General features: G+C 62.4%; 15 protein-coding genes and 4 pseudogenes. 4 read left to right on the forward strand and 15 right to left on the reverse strand.

Annotated features, from left to right (window positions below):
- Nucleotides 1-50: 50 nt before the first annotated feature.
- The 8 genes and pseudogenes from GGD62_RS41980 to GGD62_RS38695 form a co-directional block, all read right to left on the reverse strand.
- Nucleotides 51-365: a recombinase family protein gene (locus GGD62_RS41980; protein ID WP_409333988.1), complete on the reverse strand. Its 315-nt coding sequence runs from the start codon at nt 363-365 to the stop codon at nt 51-53.
- The gene (locus GGD62_RS38665; RefSeq protein ID WP_183714216.1) at nt 352-597 is read right to left on the reverse strand and encodes a hypothetical protein; all 246 of its coding nucleotides are present in this window, start codon (nt 595-597) and stop codon (nt 352-354) included. The genes GGD62_RS41980 and GGD62_RS38665 overlap by 14 nt, the downstream gene beginning before the upstream one ends.
- A gap of 117 nt (nt 598-714) precedes the next feature.
- Nucleotides 715-1,308 carry a hypothetical protein gene (locus tag GGD62_RS41265; RefSeq protein ID WP_246800486.1) on the reverse strand — a complete coding sequence of 198 codons (594 nt, stop codon included), beginning with the start codon at nt 1,306-1,308 and terminating at the stop codon, nt 715-717.
- A gap of 113 nt (nt 1,309-1,421) precedes the next feature.
- On the reverse strand, nt 1,422-1,718 hold the full coding sequence (locus tag GGD62_RS38675) for a hypothetical protein (protein ID WP_183714219.1): 297 nt from the start codon (nt 1,716-1,718) through the stop codon (nt 1,422-1,424).
- Between the two features lie 1,017 nt (nt 1,719-2,735).
- Complete coding sequence (locus GGD62_RS38680) at nt 2,736-3,119, reverse strand: methyl-accepting chemotaxis protein (protein ID WP_183714222.1); 384 nt, start codon at nt 3,117-3,119, stop codon at nt 2,736-2,738.
- Nucleotides 3,120-3,139: 20 nt separating this feature from the next.
- A pseudogene (locus GGD62_RS38685) lies at nt 3,140-3,870 on the reverse strand (class I SAM-dependent methyltransferase).
- A 393-nt stretch (nt 3,871-4,263) separates the two neighbouring features.
- Nucleotides 4,264-4,592, reverse strand: a pseudogene (locus GGD62_RS38690) (DUF736 domain-containing protein).
- Nucleotides 4,593-5,192: 600 nt separating this feature from the next.
- Nucleotides 5,193-5,621 (reverse strand): hypothetical protein, encoded by a 429-nt coding sequence (locus GGD62_RS38695; RefSeq protein WP_183714224.1) that lies wholly within the window; start codon nt 5,619-5,621, stop codon nt 5,193-5,195.
- Between the two features lie 296 nt (nt 5,622-5,917).
- Here GGD62_RS38695 and GGD62_RS38700 point away from each other — a divergent pair, with 296 nt between their 5' ends.
- Nucleotides 5,918-6,265, forward strand: coding sequence for a hypothetical protein (locus GGD62_RS38700; protein WP_183714227.1), 348 nt, complete (start codon nt 5,918-5,920; stop codon nt 6,263-6,265).
- 221 nt (nt 6,266-6,486) lie between these two features.
- Here GGD62_RS38700 and GGD62_RS38705 read toward each other — a convergent pair whose 3' ends face one another.
- Together GGD62_RS38705 and GGD62_RS38710 are read right to left on the reverse strand one after the other, a co-directional pair.
- Nucleotides 6,487-6,690, reverse strand: coding sequence for a cold-shock protein (locus GGD62_RS38705; protein WP_312014333.1), 204 nt, complete (start codon nt 6,688-6,690; stop codon nt 6,487-6,489).
- Nucleotides 6,691-7,088: 398 nt separating this feature from the next.
- Nucleotides 7,089-7,384, reverse strand: a pseudogene (locus GGD62_RS38710) (hypothetical protein).
- A 373-nt stretch (nt 7,385-7,757) separates the two neighbouring features.
- Between GGD62_RS38710 and GGD62_RS38715 the strand changes: the two are divergent.
- Nucleotides 7,758-8,066 (forward strand): annotated as a pseudogene (locus GGD62_RS38715) (hypothetical protein); the annotation flags it as partial.
- Nucleotides 8,067-8,449: 383 nt separating this feature from the next.
- On the opposite strand, the gene GGD62_RS38720 reads toward GGD62_RS38715, so the two are convergent.
- From GGD62_RS38720 to GGD62_RS38730, 3 genes are all read right to left on the reverse strand, one after another.
- Nucleotides 8,450-9,379, reverse strand: coding sequence for a DUF2493 domain-containing protein (locus GGD62_RS38720; protein WP_183714236.1), 930 nt, complete (start codon nt 9,377-9,379; stop codon nt 8,450-8,452).
- Between the two features lie 331 nt (nt 9,380-9,710).
- On the reverse strand, nt 9,711-10,769 hold the full coding sequence (locus GGD62_RS38725; RefSeq protein ID WP_183714239.1) for a toprim domain-containing protein: 1,059 nt from the start codon (nt 10,767-10,769) through the stop codon (nt 9,711-9,713).
- Nucleotides 10,769-15,100 (reverse strand): strawberry notch family protein, encoded by a 4,332-nt coding sequence (locus GGD62_RS38730; protein WP_183714243.1) that lies wholly within the window; start codon nt 15,098-15,100, stop codon nt 10,769-10,771. The genes GGD62_RS38725 and GGD62_RS38730 overlap by 1 nt, the downstream gene beginning before the upstream one ends.
- A 326-nt stretch (nt 15,101-15,426) precedes the next feature.
- On the opposite strand from GGD62_RS38730, the gene GGD62_RS38735 reads away from it, so the two are divergent.
- The gene (locus GGD62_RS38735) at nt 15,427-15,765 is read left to right on the forward strand and encodes a hypothetical protein (RefSeq protein ID WP_183714246.1); all 339 of its coding nucleotides are present in this window, start codon (nt 15,427-15,429) and stop codon (nt 15,763-15,765) included.
- Between the two features lie 40 nt (nt 15,766-15,805).
- Here GGD62_RS38735 and GGD62_RS38740 read toward each other — a convergent pair whose 3' ends face one another.
- Nucleotides 15,806-17,950 (reverse strand): ParB/RepB/Spo0J family partition protein, encoded by a 2,145-nt coding sequence (locus tag GGD62_RS38740; RefSeq protein WP_183714249.1) that lies wholly within the window; start codon nt 17,948-17,950, stop codon nt 15,806-15,808.
- 145 nt (nt 17,951-18,095) lie between these two features.
- The gene (locus tag GGD62_RS38745; RefSeq protein WP_183714251.1) at nt 18,096-19,292 is read right to left on the reverse strand and encodes a DUF932 domain-containing protein; all 1,197 of its coding nucleotides are present in this window, start codon (nt 19,290-19,292) and stop codon (nt 18,096-18,098) included.
- Between the two features lie 852 nt (nt 19,293-20,144).
- On the opposite strand from GGD62_RS38745, the gene GGD62_RS38750 reads away from it, so the two are divergent.
- Nucleotides 20,145-20,612 (forward strand): hypothetical protein, encoded by a 468-nt coding sequence (locus GGD62_RS38750; RefSeq protein ID WP_183714254.1) that lies wholly within the window; start codon nt 20,145-20,147, stop codon nt 20,610-20,612.
- Nucleotides 20,613-20,692: the final 80 nt, after the last annotated feature.

The raw sequence follows: 20,692 nt of genomic DNA on the forward strand, positions 1-20,692 counted from the left end.
GCCAGCGATTTATAAGTCGCTGGCGCGACGTGATCACGATGCTCAGGTTCTCAGGGGACTCCTCTGGTCAGGCGATCGAGCGCGGCGATAACAACCGTTTCGCCGGCTCGGAGGGTCTTCAGCAGCCTCTTCAGCTCACCCCCGTCGTCCTTGGCACCGCTTTGCCTTTTTTGCAGAACACGCGCTCGCAGCCGGCCGCGCGCAACTGGGCCAGCTGGATATCCGACTCTTGGCCGCCTGTGCTGACGCGCTCGTAGCCACAGATCAGCGTGGCAAGCTGCGAAGCGCGGCTGCGCCGTATCCCAGCGCGGCCGTTGCGTTAGTTTTGTGGATACTCCCCGCGATCGCGTGCTATTCTGAGCTATTGCGCACGTTCAACGCGCTCCGATCCGTTTGGCCGCGGGCGAGCTCCGCAAGCGCACGTTCGATCGCTGCGATTTCTTGGCTGACCTGGCTGATCGCTTGCTTCGGATCAATGCCGGTAACGCCGTGCAGCTGCCTCAGCAGCTCCTGCCGATGCGCCAAAACAGCCTCTAGCGCGTCACGGTCATTTAGTTTGACATAGCCTTCGACGATCAATTCGACGGAACGAGACATCATTACTCTCAAATAAGAACCGCTCTAAATGGACACGCATACAACAGCTTCGGAGGCAGTATTAGTTGCCGTACGCCCGGAAGCAGGCAGCGCCACCTTCGCAACTCCCGGTGTGGCTCAGCCGGATTTGGTCCGGGCGCTGATCGCTTCGACCCTCTTCAACGTTCTTTCGAATTCCGATCGGAGATACTGCTCGTGCGCGAAGTCTGTTGGCTCTGTCAAAAATGCGACCTTCACAAGGAAGCGGTTCAGGAGCGACGCAATTTGCAGATTGTTCGAGTGTCGCGAACGCAGTGCGGTGAGTTGCCGACGCATCTCGACGAGATCAAGCGCTTCGTGGTCCGACTGCTCTTCCAACTGAAACGGCCCGTGATCAAACGAAGCGCCGCGCCGAATATGTTGGCGCGACGACTTCGCCTTAGGGTGGACCCGGACGGGGCAATGTCCCGTGTGCGAAAAACTAGCGAGGGAGAGGTGCGGCTGCAATCGAAGCCGCGGGTTAAGCTTGATGTCGTGGGATGAGGTTAAATCTGGAACTGTAGCTGTCGCGATAGTCCAGCGAACAGTTTCGCGGAAGCCCGTCGCAGGCAGCGGAAAACGCCGACATTGATGTTGCGGTGTTCGCCTTCTCAACCACGTCGACCATGATCCCGCGGCATCGAATTCGTCGGCGGAAAATGTTTCCACTTTCGCGAGGCTGAGCTTTTGCATCGTCGGCGCCCTTCGCTTCTTCCTGTCGCGGCCTGTGCGTATTCTCAACTGGCAACCCGCTGCCAATTGCCTTGCGAGCGCGACCGACTGCCGCGTTGAAGCCAGGTGCGTCCTCACGACATCGGCCAGTGAAACCAAGCTTGCACCGCCTGAAGCAGCGCAGCTATTGACGCGGCCGTCGCGGCTCCAGCATTCCACCACGCCTGCAACGCAGCCGTACGGTAGACGTCGACCCCGTCAACAATGAGCTGGTAGCTATTCGGAAGGTCCCCGAGGGACATTCGATAGTCGACGATCTTGCCATTCTCCTTTGGTACCTTGACCTTGCCGATCGCAGATCGAAACCATGCCAATCCCGCAACGATCGAGAACGCGACGACGCCGGTTGTCAGCCAATTGTCAATGGTCACCACATTTTCTCCTAATCACAGTAGCTCCATAACTGGAGACCTCAGCGTTTCTGGCGTCGGCCGGCCGATCGCGATGTCCGGGTGCACGAAGAAGCCCCAGCCGGGGCTGGCGCGGCTGGGGCTTCGGATGGGTGCCCGTGTTGAGGCGGACACCGCCGGAGCCTAGCCGACGTCAAACGGTGCTTTTCGGCGAAATAATCCCATCGCCAGGACGGAAATCCGCGCTCGGACATTGACCAGGTCGGCTCTCGATACCGGCGGCGATCTCAACCAGCCGCCACATCAGGTAAGGAGATGCTTGCAGCGCGACGTCTGGGTGATTTCCTCCGCTGGCTTTTCTTCCGCTAACCCATTGATGTCTCGAACGGCGCCGTTGATTTCCTCGCCGCTCAAACTTTACTTTTCAGGCCGCCTCGTGCGCGACGCTTTATTCGACAGCGCCCCGCCGCAATCCTGGCACTCCGAGCGGACTTAGTCGAGGCAGAGACACGGCGTTGGCCGGGCGCCACAAGAGCTCGAGCACATGGCGTTTCAGACGCACGGACTCGCTCTCGGTGACAAACTCTGAGTCCCGTGAAGACCCACACGCACTCGACGGTGCTAGGCCCGCGCGAAGCCTCGCTTTGCCAGCCTTGGCTAGTAGCTCGTCGCACCAGTTTCGCGCCAGAAAGGATCTGACCGAAACGCGACGGACGCGATTACACTCCTTCAGCTTGAAGTCACCACATGCGGCAGGCCATACAACGCCCCAACCCCGGCGACAACAAGCGCCGCTGTGCGGCTTTGTCACCGGGTATCGCCAGCGAAATTTGCGAAACATCTCGGGCCGGAAGATCATGACCTGATCCCGGCGCGAAAGTCATCGGCTTCGACTTTGAGGCCATGGCTGGTTTGGGCAAGCACATTGGCAGATGTCAGCACCTGCGACGATGACGCGCCTGTGATGAACGCTTTCTGGGCAACCTGCCGGATGTTGCCCGCGACCGCTGTCGAGATTGCGGCCGCGCGCTGGATATTCTAGGCAATATCCTTGGTTACAGCGCCCTGCCGATCAATTGCCGCGGCAACCACCGACGCGATTTGTGAGATCCTGCTAATACTATTTCCGATGTTTGTGATGACGTTGGCCGATTCCAGTGTCGCTGTCTGAATGCCGGCAATCTGCTCTCCAATTTCGGAGGTCGCGTTCGCCGTCTGGGTTGCTAACGACTTCACCTCGTGCGCCACAACGGCAAATCCGCGGCCGGCATCGCCCGCACGCGCTGCTTCGATCGTTGCGTTAAGCGCCAAGAGGTTGGTTTGTCTGGCGATCGCTGCGATTAGCTCAACCACACCACCGACTTTTAGTGCCGCAGCCGACAGGTACTTCATCCGCCGATCCGTTTCTTCGGCCTGGCGCATTCAACAACGGATCTCGGATGCTACCGTTGCGCGGAAACGAGAAGCATCATCGGTCGCTCCAACTCTTCCTCCAGCTCTGGCGTTTGTGTGATTTGCTCGGGAGACGGGGCAAACTCTTCGACGGCAAGGATCCGGAAGCCAGCACGGATCAGCGCATTAAGCGTTGTGCCGAAGGTCCGGTGATATTTGATCACGCCTTTCGCAAACCAATCGGTCTCGCGCTCGCCTTCGATCGAGTAGCGATTGACCGGCCAGGTCTTGCGCCCGTCCTCGTCGGGGATCCAGTGCGGATGGGCCGCCGCCATGAAGATCGGATGCTCGATGGTGAATACGATATGCCCTCCAGGCACGAGCGCCTGGTAAACCATGCGGACGAGACGGCTGAAATCCCTGACATAATGGAAAGTGAGTACACTGTAAGCGAGCTCAAAGGCTGCCTTTGGCAGGTTCCAGAGTTTCCAGGTCTGCAATCCGGTACTCGATTTCCGGATCGTTGGTATCCGCCTTTTGCCCGGCTGATCATGTTTTCGGAGAGGTCCAGGCCAAGCACCGAAATTGCGCCTTGCTCGCGCATCCAGCGCGATGCCCAACCAAAGCCGCATCCCAGATCGACGACGTGCTTGCCGGAAACCGTTGGCAACATCGCACGTATGGAAGGCCATTCGGGCGCACCGTTCAGGCCGCGAACCTGTCTCGGAAGCTGGCTGTAACCGGCGAAGAAGTCCGGATTGTCGTAGATATTCTGTGCCATGGTGTTCTCCATCTGGATAGATGGGACGAGGCACATTCACAAACCGGAAAACCTCGTCCGCAAGGGGCGAGGCCAAGGTTGGCGATACGCTTGATCAGTCAGCGTGGTCGACATCCCGGCATCCCGCCTGTGGGATACCGGGTAAACCGGGAAACAATATGGGTGTCCTTGTCGACCATGGCGTTGAACATCCCTTAATCGGTGGCCCTGGTCAAGTTATGGCGCGCGACAATCAGAGCCAACAAATTCCTGTGCGCGACAATCATCATTTCGCCGCGACGCTGGCTGTTTCGCCCTCCACACCTGCCCCGTCGCCACAGACGGAAGGTCTGCGCGGCTTTGAGCATGGCGATGCCCCGCCCGGACCAGCAGGGCGAGGCATTGTGGGTCGGGTCAGTCGCCGTTGCGACGGCCGGGGCGGGACCAGATCAGGCTGAAGCCCTCGCCGTCCTCGTCGTCGAAAAGGTTGGCGAAGATCGGAGCGGTGAAGCTCGGATCGTCGAGCTTGAGGCTCAGATAGTCGCGGCCCTCATTGGAGCGCTTGGGCCAACCGGCCCCGATCTCCACTCGGCCGCAGTAGACCCGGTGGCTGGGGCTGTTCTCGCCCGAGCGGCTGGTCTCGGGGACGATCCGGACGTTCCTGGCCTGGAGCGAGAGAGTTACGATTTCCCCGTTGTACTCGTTGTTTGAGCCGGACTTCTTGAAGTGCCGATAGTCGCCATTGTCGTTCTCCTTGATCTCTGTTTTCCGAGCCCGCACCTTGCGGCCTCGATGGTGATCGACAGGCCGGAGGCGATCGACGGCGCACCCCGAAGGGGCTCGACAGCAAAGGAGCAACTTTCTTGGCTCGCGCGAGGAATGACGGCGCAGCCGGCAGGGGAAGAAAGTTGTGACGCCGCTGTTGCGCCTTAGGCGGTCGAGGCGTCAGCCGTCCTTCGGCCAGATCAATCCATCGAAGAGGCCGTTGGTGCGCTCGGCCTGACAGAGCTGACATCCAGGAGAACATGGCGACTTGCGAGTCCCGTAGAGAGTCCGGCTCGAACCAATTCAACGGTGATTGGCTTTCTGTCCTGGCCACGGACGGATCTCAGCCTCCGCAATCAGACCTCGTCAGCGCGCCCGTTCATGCAAGTCACTGGTCCGCATCTGTGAGCCGGCGCCGCTTGGTTGATACCGCTACAACGACCGCCACGAACCTGGCCTCTCTGCGATGATTGGTCGAGCCTCGACGCCTAGCCGCCCTCAGTCCAGTTCGACGATGAGGACCGCGAGCGCTCTGGATGCCTAATCCGGTTCGCACCTTCGATGTCACGCGCCACCCGCTAAGCCTGCCTGGCAGGTCCGGGTGCGGTCATCCCGGTGAAGCGGATGAATGCCGTGATGCTGACGGCAACGGCGCCGACGACAGCAAATATTGTCTGCCAGGTCGGTGAAGGCATCGCCATCTGGGCGATTCCATGAGTGGCGTTGTAACCGGCGACGGTAGCGGGCGCGACGTAGAGGAGGACGATCAGGAGCCGAAGCCAAGCCCACGGCACAAGAGCGAGCGCAAGCTGGCCGATCCCAAAGGTTGCACCGCCCGCCACGAGCCCCACTGCGATTCCGCCGAGCACGCCGGCGCCGGTATGGAAGGCCCAGGTGCCGATTGTCAGGCCGACGAAGAGGGGCAGTGCAAAGACAGCAAGCATGAACAGCAGCCAGCAGAAGAAGCCGATGCCGACGGTGACGAGCAGTGGTCCGAAGATGATCATGGCGGTGGCCTCCGTGAGATAAAGGTCTGACGGTCGCGCCTTCCACCACCACCACGGCGCGAGCGTGAGTATAACCGCAAATAGGCATCTTGAGTAACGGTAATTGATCGGGAGCTCTGCCTACTCGCCCATAGAGACCAACAAGCGCGGCAGAGGAAGGCAGATCGAAAGACCACGCGAGCTCGCACAGGCCGCTAATTGAGTCGGATTTTGGCCAAAAGTTCTTTGCATTCATCATCAAGAAATTGATCCGCGTCTCGACCCCGGTCGTGACGCGATCGCGTGATGAAAAGCAGATGAGCGACAATACCAATCTCGAAAACAGATTCGTCGAAGCGATACGGCACTATCGCGCGGCTCTCGCACTCGCGGAAAACCTGGAACGAGAGGGTGCCTGCGCGCGTCGATCGCTGGCGAACACGCTGATTGATTTGGCGCGCGCCGTGGACGACGAGGCGGCGCCGTCTCTCAAGGAGAGCCTGTTTGAGATTCGCTCGACCGCGGCGTCGCGGTCGGACGAAGCGTTGGCCGCGCTGAGTGAGGCGACTGCGAGATTGGAATACGCGCGCCTAACGGTGGCCGCCCTGGAGCAGCAGCTGGGATATATTCCAGAAGTCCCGACGGAGGCCGGGGATTCTGCCTAGCTCAGGGAATGCCGAGGTTCAAATCCACAGATCGCTGCCTGGCCTATCCCGCGCCGGTGGGCATCAACGCTCTACTCCGCGCTGTCGCGCCAAGTCCCACCACGACTGAATGTAGCAGGAGCGGCATTCTAACTTGCAAAATGAATATGCAGCGTGACTAGCACGCCCATAAAAGCTGGTCCCCCCATCCGATATTACGAGTTAGCGCGCGGAGCCGCGATTTACCCGAGACGAAGATTTTCTGCCGCTTGTTTGCCGCGGTTCGTCACCACTTCATAGCTGACCCTCGCGCCCTCAGCGAGCGAGGTGTAGCCTGCCTTCTCCACCGCCGAGATGTGCACGAAAATATCGTTGCCACCGTCCTCCGGTGCGATGAACCCATAGCCCTTGGTCGGATTGAACCACTTAACAGTCCCTATCGCCACGTCATTCACTCCAAAAAGAAAAAACACGTTGAAATCTAGATCAATCAACATCCTGTCCGCAAGTCTGCTCGCCAAGAGCGCCTTGCCCCGATCGTTGGCACTCGGCGAGTCATGAAGCGCCTGGCGCGATCAATTGGAACACCGGGCTACACCGGAACAGGACGACGCTTGATGAGATAGCGCTCGACGGCAAATCGACTGGCGCGACACAAGAGCGGTCGGCGTGAAGTCACATTTTTTCCAGAAACCTTATGTTAACTATCCCCTGATCGACACGGCCGGCTGTACGCCGTGACATCGCGGGGAGCCCCGGCTTTCAGGCCGGGGTTTTTCGTGAGTCTATCGTTCCGCGCTGTGACGTGTGGTGCTCCAGGGGGAAGGGGCGCGCTAGCGATCAATTACTGATCGTATTGGATATTCACCAATATCTCCCCGGCGACGATTTCGGGATCTCCAAGATCGAGATCATGCAGGCTCGCTTGAACGAACTCCAAGACCTTTTTGTTCGCCGCATTGGCGCTTTCGCGATCCTCGAATATCATCACGGCGACACCGGCGCCTTCACCTGCGTCCAGCACATAATACGATCTGAATCCATGCGATTCCCTTAGGATCTGACCGACGCCGCTTTTCGCCCGGCGGGCGGCGCCGCAACCGAACGAACCTTGGCGTACTCGCGAATGACCACGTACATTGAAGCACCACGCGTCTCATTTCTATCCTAGGCATCAAAGCATATGAGGTCGGCGCTGGACTAGGTCCTCGTTCCAAGACCGAGCCTGCTGCGACTTGGCTATGTCAAAGCCGGGCAGGATCCCGCATCCAAACTGGACTTGCCGGACCTGGAAGCTTGATCTCCTACGCCGGAGGCCGCGTCCTCGTTGGAGCCGCCGACGCTTAAGCTTGGCTGAGCAGATCGGCGTCGCTGCGGCTGGAGCGACGTGCGATCGCTATTCGGAGGCAACAGACGCAGGTGATACTTATTGAGTATCACGTGATGTCAAATCTGGCACTAGACACGACACAGCTTCCCGCCACAGTGATAGGTATCTGAACCTGCTGATGATGCAGCTTCAGCTCGGGAAACTGCCATGCAGAAACCACCGCTCGAATCCAATGTCGCTGATCTGGCTCCTGCCGAGCCGGTCGTGACACTCTATGACTACACGCATCTTGTCACTTATTGGCGCCTGTTGGACGCCAATAAGGAGGGTGCAGACTGGCGCGAGGTCAGTCGGATTGTCCTCCGCATCGATCCCGCGCGCGAACCGCAGCGCGCGCGGCAGGTCTATGACAGCCATCTTGCTCGCGCCAAATGGATGAGTGCGGAGGGCTATAGGCATCTTCTGCGAGGTGATATCGCAGGTCTTCACTAGGACGGCCAGTCGCATCTTTCGCTCACCTTTTGCGAAAGTTTTGATGGGCCAATAGATAGAAGTGCGTGCCTCGCGTGCAGCGAACGACAGTTCATTGCGAGACGAGACGGCATTGTAGAAATTTAGCCTGCCTCGCAAGACCGACCCGTTACGAACGACGGTTGGCGGCGGATGACCAGCGCGACGTTCAAGTACGGACGCCATGAAGGTCACATTTTATTCAACAACCTCATGCCAACGGGCAGCCGATCGTCGCGGCCGGATGTACGCCGTGGCATCACGAGCCCCCCGGCTTTCGTGCCGGTGTTTTTCGCGTGGAGAGGCTTCAAAAATCAGTCACATCATTGCTTGCGCGCGGCATCCCTCGGAATTTGCGGCAGCGCTCACGCGCCGCCGAATTTCCAGACTGGGATGCCGAGCTTCTTGGCCTTGTCGGCGAGGTTGTCCTGGATGCCGGTGCCGGGAAAGTGCATCACGCCGATGGGTAGCGTCTCCAGCATCGCATCGTTGCGCTTGAACGGGGCGGCCTTGGCGTGCTTCGTCCAGTCGGGTTTGAACGCGATCTGCGGTACCTTGCGATGATCGGCCCATTTGGCCGCGATCAGTTCGGCGCCTTTTGGCGAACCGCCGTGCAACAGCACCATGTCCGGGTGCTTGGCGTGAACCTGATCAAGCTTGGCCCAGACTAGCCGGTGGTCATTGAAGTCGAGCCCACCGGTCAGCGCGACTTTCGGGCCGGGCGGCATGAGCACCTGATTGTCTGCGCGCTTCTTCGCGGCCAGGAAGTCGCGGCTATCGATCATCGCGGAGGTCAGATTGCGGTGGTTGACCTTCGACCCGTTGCGCGGCCGCCAGGTGGAATGGGTGTGGCGTTCGAACTCGTCGGCGGCCTGGTCGCGCATCAGCTCGAAGGCGCCTCGTCGCTCGATCAGCGTCTGCCCTTCTGCCGTCAGTCGCTCTAGCTCGACGGATTTGACCTCGCTGCCGTCCTGCTCCCGCCGCGAGCGCTGCTGCGCCAGCTCGTTGTCGTCGAGTTCGCGCTCGATCCTGTCGATGGCACGATGGAAGACGTTCACCGTCGACCAGAGCAGGTCTTCGAGGTCGGGTTCAAGGCGCGTATCGGACAGCGCCACCACCAGGGCATCGAAGATGTCGGCGATGCTGCCGGCGAGGACCCGCGCTTCGGGGAGCCCGCGGGGATCGGGCTCGTCGTGGAAGGGCCGGTAGCCGTAGAGCTGGAGTTCCTGGAGAACCTGGCCGGTCGGGGATGAGTTCTGCTGCGGCTCAAAATCGTCGTCGTGGTCGGTGGTCATTGCGGCTTTCCCTCGCCGGATCGACCGCGCCCATCGCGGCCTTCATGGCGACGAAAGGCGGCAAGCGGAACGGACTTGCACCCGCAGCGCGAGCGGAGGGCCGGAGCCTTGGCGGAGGACCGAAGGGGGCCGACTATTTTGCCTCGCGATGTAAAGGCGGCTCTGCCGCCGACGGAAAATAGTCGGCCCACGAGGTTGCCGGTCCGGGCCACTTGCCGGCCGATCGCCCTCTTAAGAAGGCCGTGGGTGCGGTCCTCTCCGGCGCTGAAGGGAAGCAGGACCACCGGCCTCGCGGTAACGAAGCGGTCGCGTCGCCCCGATCCCATTCCGGCTATGCCGCCAGCTCCATGAAACGGGCTACGTCCTGTGCCGCGATCTGCACGCGGCTCGCGGTCCGAAGCGCGTCAAATCCGAGCAGGCGAAGATCCTCGTTGAAGTCGCCAAGCCGTGGCGAGATCACGATCGCCTCGATCCCGGCTTCCTGCGCCCGATGGATCAAGGTCGCCATGGCGCCGTCACCGGCAGGATCGTCGTCGCGCGCGATATAGAGCCGGCGGAGCGTGTCCGGGAAGAGGATGGCGGAGAGATGCGCCGCCGAGAGGGCTGCGACCATCGGCATCGTCGGCAAGGCACAGCGGAGCGACAGCATCGTCTCGATGCCCTCGCCGGCCGCCATGACTTCACCAGCTACGCCAAATCGAACGGCGTGACCAAGCAGGTCGCCCATCGCCCGTTTCGGCGCGTCGATCCGCGCCTTGCCGAGCGTCGTCTCGCTGAAGCCGTCGGGGTCAAGCCAGGTGCGATGCGCGCCGGTCAAGTGGCCGGAAAGATCGGTGACGGCAGCGATCATCGCCGGCCAGGTCTCGGTCGGGCTGTGGTCGTCGGGCCGGTAGTAGCAACGTGGGTGAAAGCGCAGACTTCCGGTTTCGTGCAAAGCCGTGATGCCGCGATTGCGGAGATACGCTTCGACGAGTGTGCCCGCGATCGACCGCGACATGCCGAAGAGTCGCCGCGCAGCCTCTGGCGATCCGAGGGGCGCGGGCGATTTTCTCGACCGGTGATTCGGATCAGGCTCCAGTTCTGAACGCGGCAAACTTAGGAAGCGTCGCGCTTCAGTCACGACATCGCGGAAGTCCACGAGACCGCAGCTCGCACGTATCACATCGAGAAGATCGCCATGTTCGGCCGAGGCGGCATCGGTCCATTTGCCTGCGGGCCCCTTCACCGATTCCGTGAGTCGCACGAACATCGAACGACCAGGCGTATTACGGACGTCGCCGACCACCCAGTAGCGGCCCTGCCGCCGCCCGTTGAACAGGTAGTGGCGGCACACCGCCTCGGCGTCACGCGCGAGACGGCGGGCCAGTTCAGAGGCGTTGTCGCGGGTCATCAGGCGGCCTCCCGCTCGCCGATGCGCACGACCGGATAGTGGTCGAGCACCTTCGCCAACACCCCGGCGCCGGTCGCGTTTGTCGGCACGAACATGCGCAGCTTCCACGAGATGATCTCGCTGAAGAGGCCGTAGGTGCGCAGCCGGTCACGCATGGTGTCGGTGAAGCCGGACAGTTCGACGCGATGGGCGCCCATCACGCGGACACGACGGAGCTGCAGATCCTCGGCGAGGTCGATGACAGCACGTCCCTCCATCAGCACCGAGAAAGCCTCCTGTGGGGTCAAGCTACCGGTGCCGGTGACGCAAGCGTTCGCCGCCCAGGCCGGCGAGACCCTGCGACCTATGATGCGGTCGCCATCGTCGGTCTGAAGCCGATAGACCCGGGTCGAGTCGTTCGGAAGCCGCTTCCAGATCGGCAGCAGCAAGCCGGCGACGATGTGGAGGGTGCTCTCGGCGAACTCGGGGACGTCGACGACTTCGTCATTCCATGCTGCGGCGAATGTCTCGCGATCCGCCGGCTGCCAGTGGCTCTCGTCCATCATCTTCATCGAAGCATGATGGTGCTCCATGGGACGGATCAACCGCACCCGGCGCTCAATCTCGCCGTCATCAAGCATGAAGCTCGGTGCGGGAATTTGCACCGCGGCGCGGCCCGAGCGCTCGTTGACCAGCAGCACCGATCGCGCATCGGCGAGATAGTCGAGCGCTTGATCCAGCGTCACGGGGCAATTACGCTGGCGTTCGGTGATCGTGAGCAGCCGGGTTTCCGCGCCGATCGCGGGATGGGTGTAGATCGTGCGCCGATCGGTGACGACGAAGCTCTCGGCCTGCAGCGTCTCCATGCCGATGTCGTAGACGCCGCTAGCGATGGCGCCATCGACTTTGGCGTTCAGCAACTGCTCGAAGGCAGTAAACAGCACGCCCTGCAGGTCGATGGTAAGCGCGAGTAGACGGTTCAGAAAGGTCGTGATTGGCGGCAGCTCGTCCTTGATGCCGTTCGCGTCCAAGAGGCTCAAGCCTGTGGCGTCCTCGAACATCTGGAGCGAGCAGCCTTCGACCTTGCCGCGCACCAGCAGTAGATAGAGCTGGCGCAGCGCATCTCGGGCATAGTGGCTCTCAAGATTGTCCTCGGGCCGGAATAGGCCCTGGCCGCCGGTCTGGCGTTGGCCGCGCGTGATGGCGCCTAGCGTGTCGAGACGGCGCGCAATGGTCGAGAGGAAGCGCTTCTCCGCCTTCACATCGGTCGCAATGGGGCGGAACAGCGGCGGCTGCGCCTGGTTGGTGCGGTTCGTTCGACCGAGACCCTGGATCGCGGCATCAGCCTTCCAGCCCGGCTCGAGCAAATAATGGACGCGAAGCCGGCGATTCCGCGCCGAGAGCTCGGCGTGGTAGCTGCGACCCGTGCCGCCGGCCTCCGAGAAGACAAGGATGCGCTTCACGTCATCCATGAAGGCAGCGGTCTCGGCGAGATTGGCGGAGGCGGCACGGTTCTCGACCGCAAGGCGGTCACCCCTGCGCACCACGCGGCGCGAGCGTCCCGTCACTTCCGCCACGAGGTCCGTTCCGAAACGCTGCACGATCTGGTCGAGCGCGCCGGGAACGGGCGGAAGCGAAGCGAGGTGCTCGATCAGCTCATTGCGGCGGGCGACGGCCTCGCGGCTCTCGACCGGCTGGCCGTCGCGGAAGACAGGCCGGGATGAGAGATTGCCCTCGCTGTCGGTGAAGGGCTCATAGAGCTGAACCGGGAAGGAATGGGTGAGGTAATCCAGCACGTACTCGCGCGGGGTGATGTCCACGCGCACGTCATTCCATTCATCGGTCGGGATCTCGGCAAGCCGCCGCTCCATCAGCGCCTCGCCGGTCGAGACAATCTGGATGACCGCGGCATGGCCCTGGGCCAAGTCCCGCTCGATAGAGCGGACCAGGGTCGGCGTCTTCATGCTGGTGAGCAGATGGCCGAAGAAGCGCTGCTTGGCCGATTCGAAGGCCGAGCGCGCGGCGGACTTCGCCTGACGATTGAGCGTGCCGGTCTCGCCGGTGATGTTGGCGGCCTGCATTGCCGCGTCGAGGTGATTGTGGATGACGCTGAAGGCTCCGGCATAGGCGTCGTAGATGCGCCGCTGTTCGTCGGTGAGCTGGTGCTCGACGAGCTCGTACTCGACGCCGTCGTAGGAAAGCGAGCGAGCAGTGTAGAGGCCGAGCGAGCGAAGGTCGCGCGAGAGCACCTCCATCGCCGCGACGCCGCCCTCCTCGATGGCCTCCACGAATTCAGCGCGGGTGGCGAACGGAAAATCCTCGCCGCCCCAGAGGCCGAGCCGCTGAGCATAGGCGAGATTGTGGACGGTGGTGGCACCGGTCGCCGACACGTAGACCACGCGGGCATTGGGCAGCGCATGCTGAAGGCGCAGGCCCGCACGCCCCTGCTGCGAGGGGGCGACATCGCCCCGCTCGCCCTTGCCGCCACCGGCATTTTGCATGGCATGGCTCTCGTCGAAAATGATGACGCCGCCGAAGTCGGAGCCCAACCATTGACCAATCTGCCGCACGCGGGAAAGCTTCTCGCCGCGGTCGTCGGACCGCAGCGTAGCGTAGGTTAAAAATAGGATGCCTTCGGCCAACCGGATCTCGCGCCCTTGAGGAAAGCGCGAGAGCGGCGTGACCAAGAGACGCTCCATGCCGAGCGCGGACCAGTCGCGCTGCGCGTCCTCGAGCAGCTTGTCGGACTTCGAGATCCAGACCGCCTTGCGCCGGCCCTGCAGCCAGTTGTCGAGGATGATGCCGGCAGACTGGCGGCCCTTGCCGGCGCCGGTGCCATCGCCGAGCATGAAGCCGCGGCGGAAGCGGACGGCATTCGGTGCGTCATCGCGGGCGACGGTGACGAGGTCGAAGGTCTCGTCAACCGTCCAGGTACCAGCGAGATAACTACCGTGCGCCTCCCCGGAATAGATCACCGTCTCAAGCTGGGCGTCGGACAGAATGCCATTCCTGACGAGGTTGGCCGGCAGCCGTGGCCGATAGCTCGGCTTCGGCGGCGCGACTGAGGCCATCGCGGCTGACTGCACCAGCTTCGTCGGGTGCGCCTGCGCGCCGGGGATCCGGATCGATTGGAGCCGGTATTCCTCATAGATAGCATCGCTGAGGCGTGCGCCCTCGGGCGCGGTCCAATCGATCGTCTCATAGGCGAGGTCGACGGCTTCGGGATCGGTGACCGACGCCTTAGCCGATTGCGCGGCCGCCCGTGCCAGATAGCCGCTCACAGTGCGAGCCGCTGACGGGGCTGACACGGGAAGCGTGCCGGTTGATGCGACGCTCAGGCGAGGCGGAACGCGGTCAGCGATCCAGCGGAGCAGCGTCGCCACGTCGGGCGCCATTCCCGGTGACTCCGGGAACGCGTCGGGGTCATCGGCCGGAACCTTGTCGATGACGGTCAGGCGCGTCTCGACCGTAGTGCCGTGTTTGGCGTAAACCGCACCAGCGATCGCGGCGGTGAACACCACGCGGCCGCGTTCTTGCAATCGGGCGAAGGCGTTGCGCCAGGCCGGGGCTTCGGGTGAGAAATTTGCGCCAGTGATCGTGACCAGCCGGCCGCCATCGGCAAGACGCGCCAGGGCCGAGGCGATGTGACGGTGCGCCGTAACAGCCATCCGGCCGGAGACGTTCGCCATCGCCGAGAACGGCGGGTTCATCAGCACGACACTCGGGACGACGGCGGGATCAAGATGATCGTCGATTTGGGCCGCGTCGAAGCGCGTGACTGGAATGGCCGGAAAGAGAGAAGAAAGCAAAGTGGCCCGGGTCTCGGCCAGTTCGTTCAGCACGAGGGCGCTGCCGGCGATCTCGGCGAGGATAGCGAGCAGCCCTGTGCCTGCGGAGGCCTCCAGCACGCGATCGGCCGCCGTAGTGGCGGCCGCGGTCAACGCAGCCAGGCCGAGCTGGATCGGCGTCGAGAACTGCTGGAAAGTCTCGCTTTCGGCAGAGCGGCGCGTGTGGGTCGGCAGAAGCGCCGCGATCTTGTCCAAGTCGGAAAGTCGTGAAGTCGAAGAAGCGGCTTTGCGGAACAACGCTTTTCCGTATTTGCGCAGGAACAGGACGGTGGCGACCTCACAGGCGTCATAGGCCGTCTTCCAATCCCAGGCGCCGGTCGCATCGGACGCGCCGAAGGCCTCTTCCATCGCCGCGCGCAGGATTGCGCTGTCGATGCGTCGGCCATGCTCGATATACGGGAGAAGCTGCTCAGCCGCAGCGATGATGGCGCGGGCACCCTCGGGAGCGCGCGCAGAGGAGATCGGAGCGGCCTCGTCGGCCGCAATCGAGAAAAGGTCGTTCATGAAGGGAGCCTCAAGAGAGCGGGAAAGGGCGAGCCGGCCGGCGCTCTCTCTCGGACCGCACCGGCTCAAACCCGTCCCGGCCCGCCTCTCACTCTCTGCCCGATGCCCTTGAAACGTTGCGGGCAGGAGATTACTTGGGCCATGTCAGGGTCGCTGCGCTCGCGCAGCAAGAACCGCTTGTGACGCAAGCCCCAAGAGCTGAACGGCCTGGTCAACAGGCTGCCGCTGACCTGCCCCCGCGCTTTGCGCAGGGCGCGGGTCTCGGCATGCGGTTCACGAGCCCCGACAAGACCATCGAACCGCTTCGCACAATGAAGGAGGATTTGATGGCTCAGATTCTGAAGTTTCCCACCAAGAAGATCGAACCTGTCGCCGTTCGCAGCGGGAGCAAGCATCGTATCAGCGTCGAGGTCCTCGATGATGTTCGCCCGCGACGCACGCGGTGGAGGGTTCAGTTCGAGATCCAGGAAGCGGCAGGGTTTGCTGCTTTGAAAGGCTTTACGGATCGCGCCGTAGCCCAGGGCTATCGACATCGCTTCGCAGTCAGCAGCACGCAGGCGGTACGGCGGTTCGTGGCCGAAACGTCCGGCCTCGTCGCCGCCGGCAGGATCGCGATCTGGATCGACGGGCTGAAGGTGCAGCCGCAGGTGGCTCGCAGCGCGTAAAAATTGGCTGGGGCGAAGGTCATCGCCCCAGCCAGCGCTTCTACTCGGCAGCGACCAGGTGAGGCTCGTCCGCTTGGTCGGTTGGAGTTTCCTCGTCGTCGCCGGCGAGGAATTCCGGCAGCGCCTCGTCACCGCCATCGGGCTCAGCGGCGTCGGTGGTCGCCGCGTGGTCGATGTCGGCCATTCTCAATGGCTCCGGTAGCCAGCCGGTCTCGGCCAGGAGCCGTTCGGCCTCTTTGGCCATGTCACCCTTCTTTAAATGCTCGAGGAGCTGGGCGGCCCGCTCGCCGGCCCCCTCCCTCACCGCCTCCAGGAGGCGGCGCTTCGGCACCCGGCCGAGATAGTTCTCGACCCTTGGGCGCCAACCGGCGTCAACCATGTCGAAATCGACGGCCCGTGCGATGCGATCGGCCTCAGTGATCCGCTGCTCGACCATGTGCGGGGTGACGCCGCCGCCGTAGCGGTCGCCTTTCTCGTAGAGCGCGTTGACGCCGAATGAGGCGCAGTGCGCAAAGAGCGCCGCCTGCTCGTCGCCGGTGAGACCCGTGAGCCAGTCCCAGAGATCGGCCTTGTCCTTCGGCAAGCGCTCCTCCCAAGCCTTATGGCGCGCATCGATGGCCTTGGCCGCCGGTGTGTCCTTCAACCCTTGCGCCTGCACCGGGAAGCTGGCGCTGCGCAAGGAGATTTCCATCGCCGTTCCAAAGGAGGAATAGCGGGAGAAGACGTCGATGCAGAACTTGTGGAGCACCGATTGGAAAGCGACCGACGGCGTGACTGCCAGTTTGTCACGCAGCGCCAGCGTCCGCTCCGCCGTGAGCTCGGTCAGCAGGCGGTCCGGCAACGGCTTCACCCCATCATCATCCTCGTCCTCGGGCTCCGCAACCTGCCCGCCGATGGTGATGACGGCGCGCTGGATAGCCGGCGCCGACGGTTCGGCGCCGTCCAGCGCCGCGGCAACGGGTTCGCCATCGCTGTTCGGCTCGGGCTCGGCTAATGGCACTTCGTCCTCGGGCCGAACGTAGCCGCGATCGACCGACAGCGTGCCCTCGGCATCGATGCTAACGAACACGCCCGCGCGGGCGATGTCGGCCGGCTGATAGATGACGGGCCGATCGTCGAAGGCGGCGAGGGCCGTCTCGATTTCGCCGAGACGCTGATCGACCTCGTCGGGCAGCTCATCCGCCCCGTCGTACTCGGCTTCGAGCCTGGCATATTCGGCCTTGAGGGCGTCGATGGTCCTCTGCTCTTCGGCCGAGAGATCCGCAGACACGCCGTCCAGTTCGCGCAAGCCACGAGCATGGCCGTAGGGAAACTCAACGGCGAGCTCGATCCACTTCCAGCCTTCGGCGGCGATCGTCTCGGCCTCCGCCTTCAGCTTCTCAGCGACCAGACGGTCGAGGAGAGCAATGTCCTCAAGCCAGCCGCCGTCGTCGGACTGGAACAGATCGCGCAACACCACGCCACCGGCCGCCTCGTAGGCGTCGAGGCCGACAAACACGGCGCGCCGGTCGGAGGCGCGCACCGTCTTCTCCGTCAGCATGCGGCGTATCTGATAGGGCTCCTTCTGCCAAGAGCCGGAGATGGCCTGCCAGACCTGCTCCTGGCGGCTGTGATCCGCGGTGACGGTGAAGGCGATGAGCTGCTCGAGCGACATGCCGTCCTCGGCATAGACGTCGAGCAGCGCGGGCGAGACCGATGCCAGCCGCAGGCGCTGTTTCACGATGTTGACCGAGGTGAAGAAGGCAGCGGCGATGTCCTCCTCGCTCTTACCCTTCTCGCGCAGAGTCTGAAAGGCGCGGAATTGGTCGAGCGGGTGCAGCGGCGCGCGCTGGATATTCTCAGCGAGCGAGTCGTCCTCGGCGAGAATGGTCGTCGCCGGATCGCGCACAACGCAAGGCACCGGCGCGGTCTTGGCCAGGCGCTTCTGCTTCACCAACAGCTCCAGCGCCCGATAGCGGCGGCCACCAGCCGGAATCTCGAACATGCCGGTCTCGGCGCCTTCGGCGTCGAGGACCGGCCGGACGTTGAGGCTTTGGAGTAGGGTACGCCGGGCGATATCCTCGGCCAGCTCCTCGATGGACATGCCGGCCTTCACGCGCCGGACGTTCGACTGGCTGAGCACCAGCTTGTTGAAGGGAATGTCGCGCGAGGACGACAGGGTGATCTTCTGAACGGCAGATGCCATGGGTAATACTCCGCGACGAGCGGCCCAAAGACTCTCTCTTAGACCTCCAACCCGTCACGAGACGCAGCGCCGCCCTCTTCCTCTCAAGGGCAGCGCTGCAAACCGAAAGGCACGAAGCCGGAGACACGCCGTTTCGTTCCGGGCATCAGGCTGCGCGGTCGAGCAGCTTCTTCGCGCGCGCCTCCATGTCGAGTCGTGCGTCCTGATGGATCTTGCCCCGCGCAACCGCCGTGATGCCTTGCACGAAGTCGAACACGCTCTCGGGCTTGCGCCCTTCCTCGGATAACACCCTTTCGATGATCTTCGCGGCGTCCGTCTTCGAGAAGCCGCGCTTGCGCAGAAACTCGCTGCGATCGTCGTCGGTGCGGGCGACGATCGTTTGTCGCGCCGCTCTGATGCCGTTGACGAAGGGCATCGGTGAAGAATTGGCAAAGCTGGCCAGCGCCGGCGCCGCCTCATGCGCAAAGCGTGAGGCGGCGTATTTGGAGTGGCGGATGGTGATCTCTTCGAAATCCTCCACGCCCCAGAGATTGCGATTTTGGCAAACGGCGCGGAGATAGAAGCTCGCCATGCCGAGCGTCTTCGCTCCCACCTCGGAATTCCAGCAGTAGAAGCCGCGGAAGTAGAGGTCGGGCGAACCGTCGGCCAATCGGCCGGCCTCGATCGGGTTGAGGTCGTCGACCAGGAACAGGAAGACGTCGCGGTCGGAAGCGTAGAGCGTCGTCGTGTCCTGGGTGACGTCGACATTCGGGTTATAGACGCCGGTTGTCCAGTTGAGGACACCCGGCACCTTCCAGCGCGTGTCGCCCGTGCCGTTGCCGGCGATGCGCTGAACGGCCGCCACGAGTTCGTCGTCAAAGATGCGCCCGTATTCTGGGCCCGTAGCGGCGCGAAGCTCGAGGCGACCGTCTTCAATCTCGAGCGTCTTCACCTGCTCGGCGGAATGGGAGGTCAAACCGTATTGCAGGTTGATGCCGGCCAGCGGCGCTGGAAGCTGACGGAGGTAAGCCGCCGGCGCTCCGACCAAGCTGGCGAGCTGGCCGAAGCTCCAGTGGGTTGGTGCGATCGGCTCCTCGGAGCCCGGCAGCGTCAGCGACAGACGCTCGGCATCGTCGCGGCTGGCCTCGACCCGGATCGCAGCGCTCTCGACCGTTCGGGTCCGGCTTCGCTCGGTCCGTCCACGCACCGCCGCATAGAGGTCCGAAAGTGACACATAGCGCTCGTCCGCGGGCCGCGAGAACCATTCCGACGATACTCGGCCGACGCGCGTCCCGCGGGTCACGTCCACCTTGTAGCCGCCCACGCGATCGCGGCCGGCGCTCAAAACTTCGACTTGGGTCATGGGTCATCTCCACGACAGGCGCCGGAGGCCTCTCCTCCGTTCTTCAACCCGTCACGGCGAAGCTCGTCCGCCCTCTCACTCTAATGGGGGCGTTGCGGGGCTCTCCCCGCAGAAGGGGTCGGCCGAGACCACAGGCTCGGGCGCAGGGGAAGGCCTTCCCCTCAAAGGCCTTCCACGGCATTCAGGATGTCATCGAAGCAAGTGTCCCGCACGCCAACAAACGATTCTTCGGTGATCGCCACGTCAACGATTGAAACGATGGGGGGCAGAAGAATACCAAGATTAGCTCGAACTCGTATCCTGTTTCGAGGAGCCGATCTCAAATGCGATACGAGCGTCGTCAGCGATGAATTGCAAGGCTCTGATCGCGACTTTGCCCCTAGATCGCATGCCTAATTGCGGTCCCCACGAACACTTACCACCTGCCGTTTCCGCAACGACACTTCGAGGCAGAGAGGTATGAGTTCGAATGACGATCGCACTCCGGAAGTTGCTCAATGGACCAATTGAGGAGAATTGGTAAGATAGAGCTTGCAAATAGCGCTTCCGACCCGTCCTATTTTTACGCTGCAGGGCGCACAAATTGGCAGCGGCATCAGCGAGGCCTTTTGTTCGGCATCGTAGGCGGTATATCCGCGCAATTGGACTATACACAGTTGGCATCTCGCCTGGAAGTCATCAGAAAAGACATTGTATCTATGTAGCCGCTTTCCCTCCATAGATGCGGCAGGCCAGAACCGTGTCTTGCAGGATGCGCCTAAGGGACCGGCGATCGGAAAGGGAACTCATCACCCGCCTTGCGAGCTTCAGAATGGATTAATACACGAGGCGCTGCATAACGGGATTCGTCGCATGGCAAGCCACCGATTCGAAACGACCGCGCGCTTCGCCTGTCCGAAGTGCAAACGATCTGTGTCCGCGACGGTGGAGGTACCGGAACCGAGCTTTGATACGGAACGCGCCTCCGACACCGTTTCCGAGGGTTCGGTTGAGGTGAAGTGTCCGAAGTGCGAAACGGTATTCAACGGGCAATGCTTCAACACCGTGAGCAGCTGCGAGATTACCCTGGACGATTACGGCGATACCACCGTAGAGGCCGAAATCGCGCAGTACGCCCCAGACGACGAGGATTGGGTCGATTTCGATACATCCGACCACCCCGAGGCGGTATTCAATGACTCGTATCATCACACCGGCGATCTGCTGGCTGAGCACGGCGGTGAAGGCGCCCATCTCGTAAACCGAATGGTATTCTCACACAATATAGGCGCGCTCGAATCCTACCTCTCCGACACCCTGATTAACCTAGCAGTCTGCTGAAAAACTATCGTTTTTGTTCGATTTCCGTGATTCACTGATTTGCGTTGGATCTCGGAGCTTTGGATGCGTGGCAAGTTCGA

This window comes from Bradyrhizobium sp. ERR14, assembly GCF_014198235.1.
Classification (GTDB): domain Bacteria; phylum Pseudomonadota; class Alphaproteobacteria; order Rhizobiales; family Xanthobacteraceae; genus Bradyrhizobium.

Bases quoted from the DNA above. Each gene is read 5' to 3' on its own strand.
- GGD62_RS38725 (WP_183714239.1), bottom strand. From the start codon at position 10,769: ATGACCCGCGACAACGCCTCTGAACTGGCCCGCCGTCTCGCGCGTGAC.
- GGD62_RS38745 (WP_183714251.1), bottom strand. From the start codon at position 19,292: ATGACCCAAGTCGAAGTTTTGAGCGCCGGCCGCGATCGCGTGGGCGGC.
- GGD62_RS38665 (WP_183714216.1), bottom strand. From the start codon at position 597: ATGTCTCGTTCCGTCGAATTGATCGTCGAAGGCTATGTCAAACTAAAT.
- GGD62_RS38680 (WP_183714222.1), bottom strand. From the start codon at position 3,119: ATGCGCCAGGCCGAAGAAACGGATCGGCGGATGAAGTACCTGTCGGCT.
- GGD62_RS38750 (WP_183714254.1), top strand. From the start codon at position 20,145: ATGGCAAGCCACCGATTCGAAACGACCGCGCGCTTCGCCTGTCCGAAG.
- GGD62_RS38730 (WP_183714243.1), bottom strand. From the start codon at position 15,100: ATGAACGACCTTTTCTCGATTGCGGCCGACGAGGCCGCTCCGATCTCC.
- GGD62_RS38740 (WP_183714249.1), bottom strand. From the start codon at position 17,950: ATGGCATCTGCCGTTCAGAAGATCACCCTGTCGTCCTCGCGCGACATT.
- GGD62_RS38735 (WP_183714246.1), top strand. From the start codon at position 15,427: ATGGCTCAGATTCTGAAGTTTCCCACCAAGAAGATCGAACCTGTCGCC.
- GGD62_RS38695 (WP_183714224.1), bottom strand. From the start codon at position 5,621: ATGATCATCTTCGGACCACTGCTCGTCACCGTCGGCATCGGCTTCTTC.
- GGD62_RS38720 (WP_183714236.1), bottom strand. From the start codon at position 9,379: ATGACCACCGACCACGACGACGATTTTGAGCCGCAGCAGAACTCATCC.
- GGD62_RS38700 (WP_183714227.1), top strand. From the start codon at position 5,918: ATGAGCGACAATACCAATCTCGAAAACAGATTCGTCGAAGCGATACGG.
- GGD62_RS41265 (WP_246800486.1), bottom strand. From the start codon at position 1,308: ATGCAAAAGCTCAGCCTCGCGAAAGTGGAAACATTTTCCGCCGACGAA.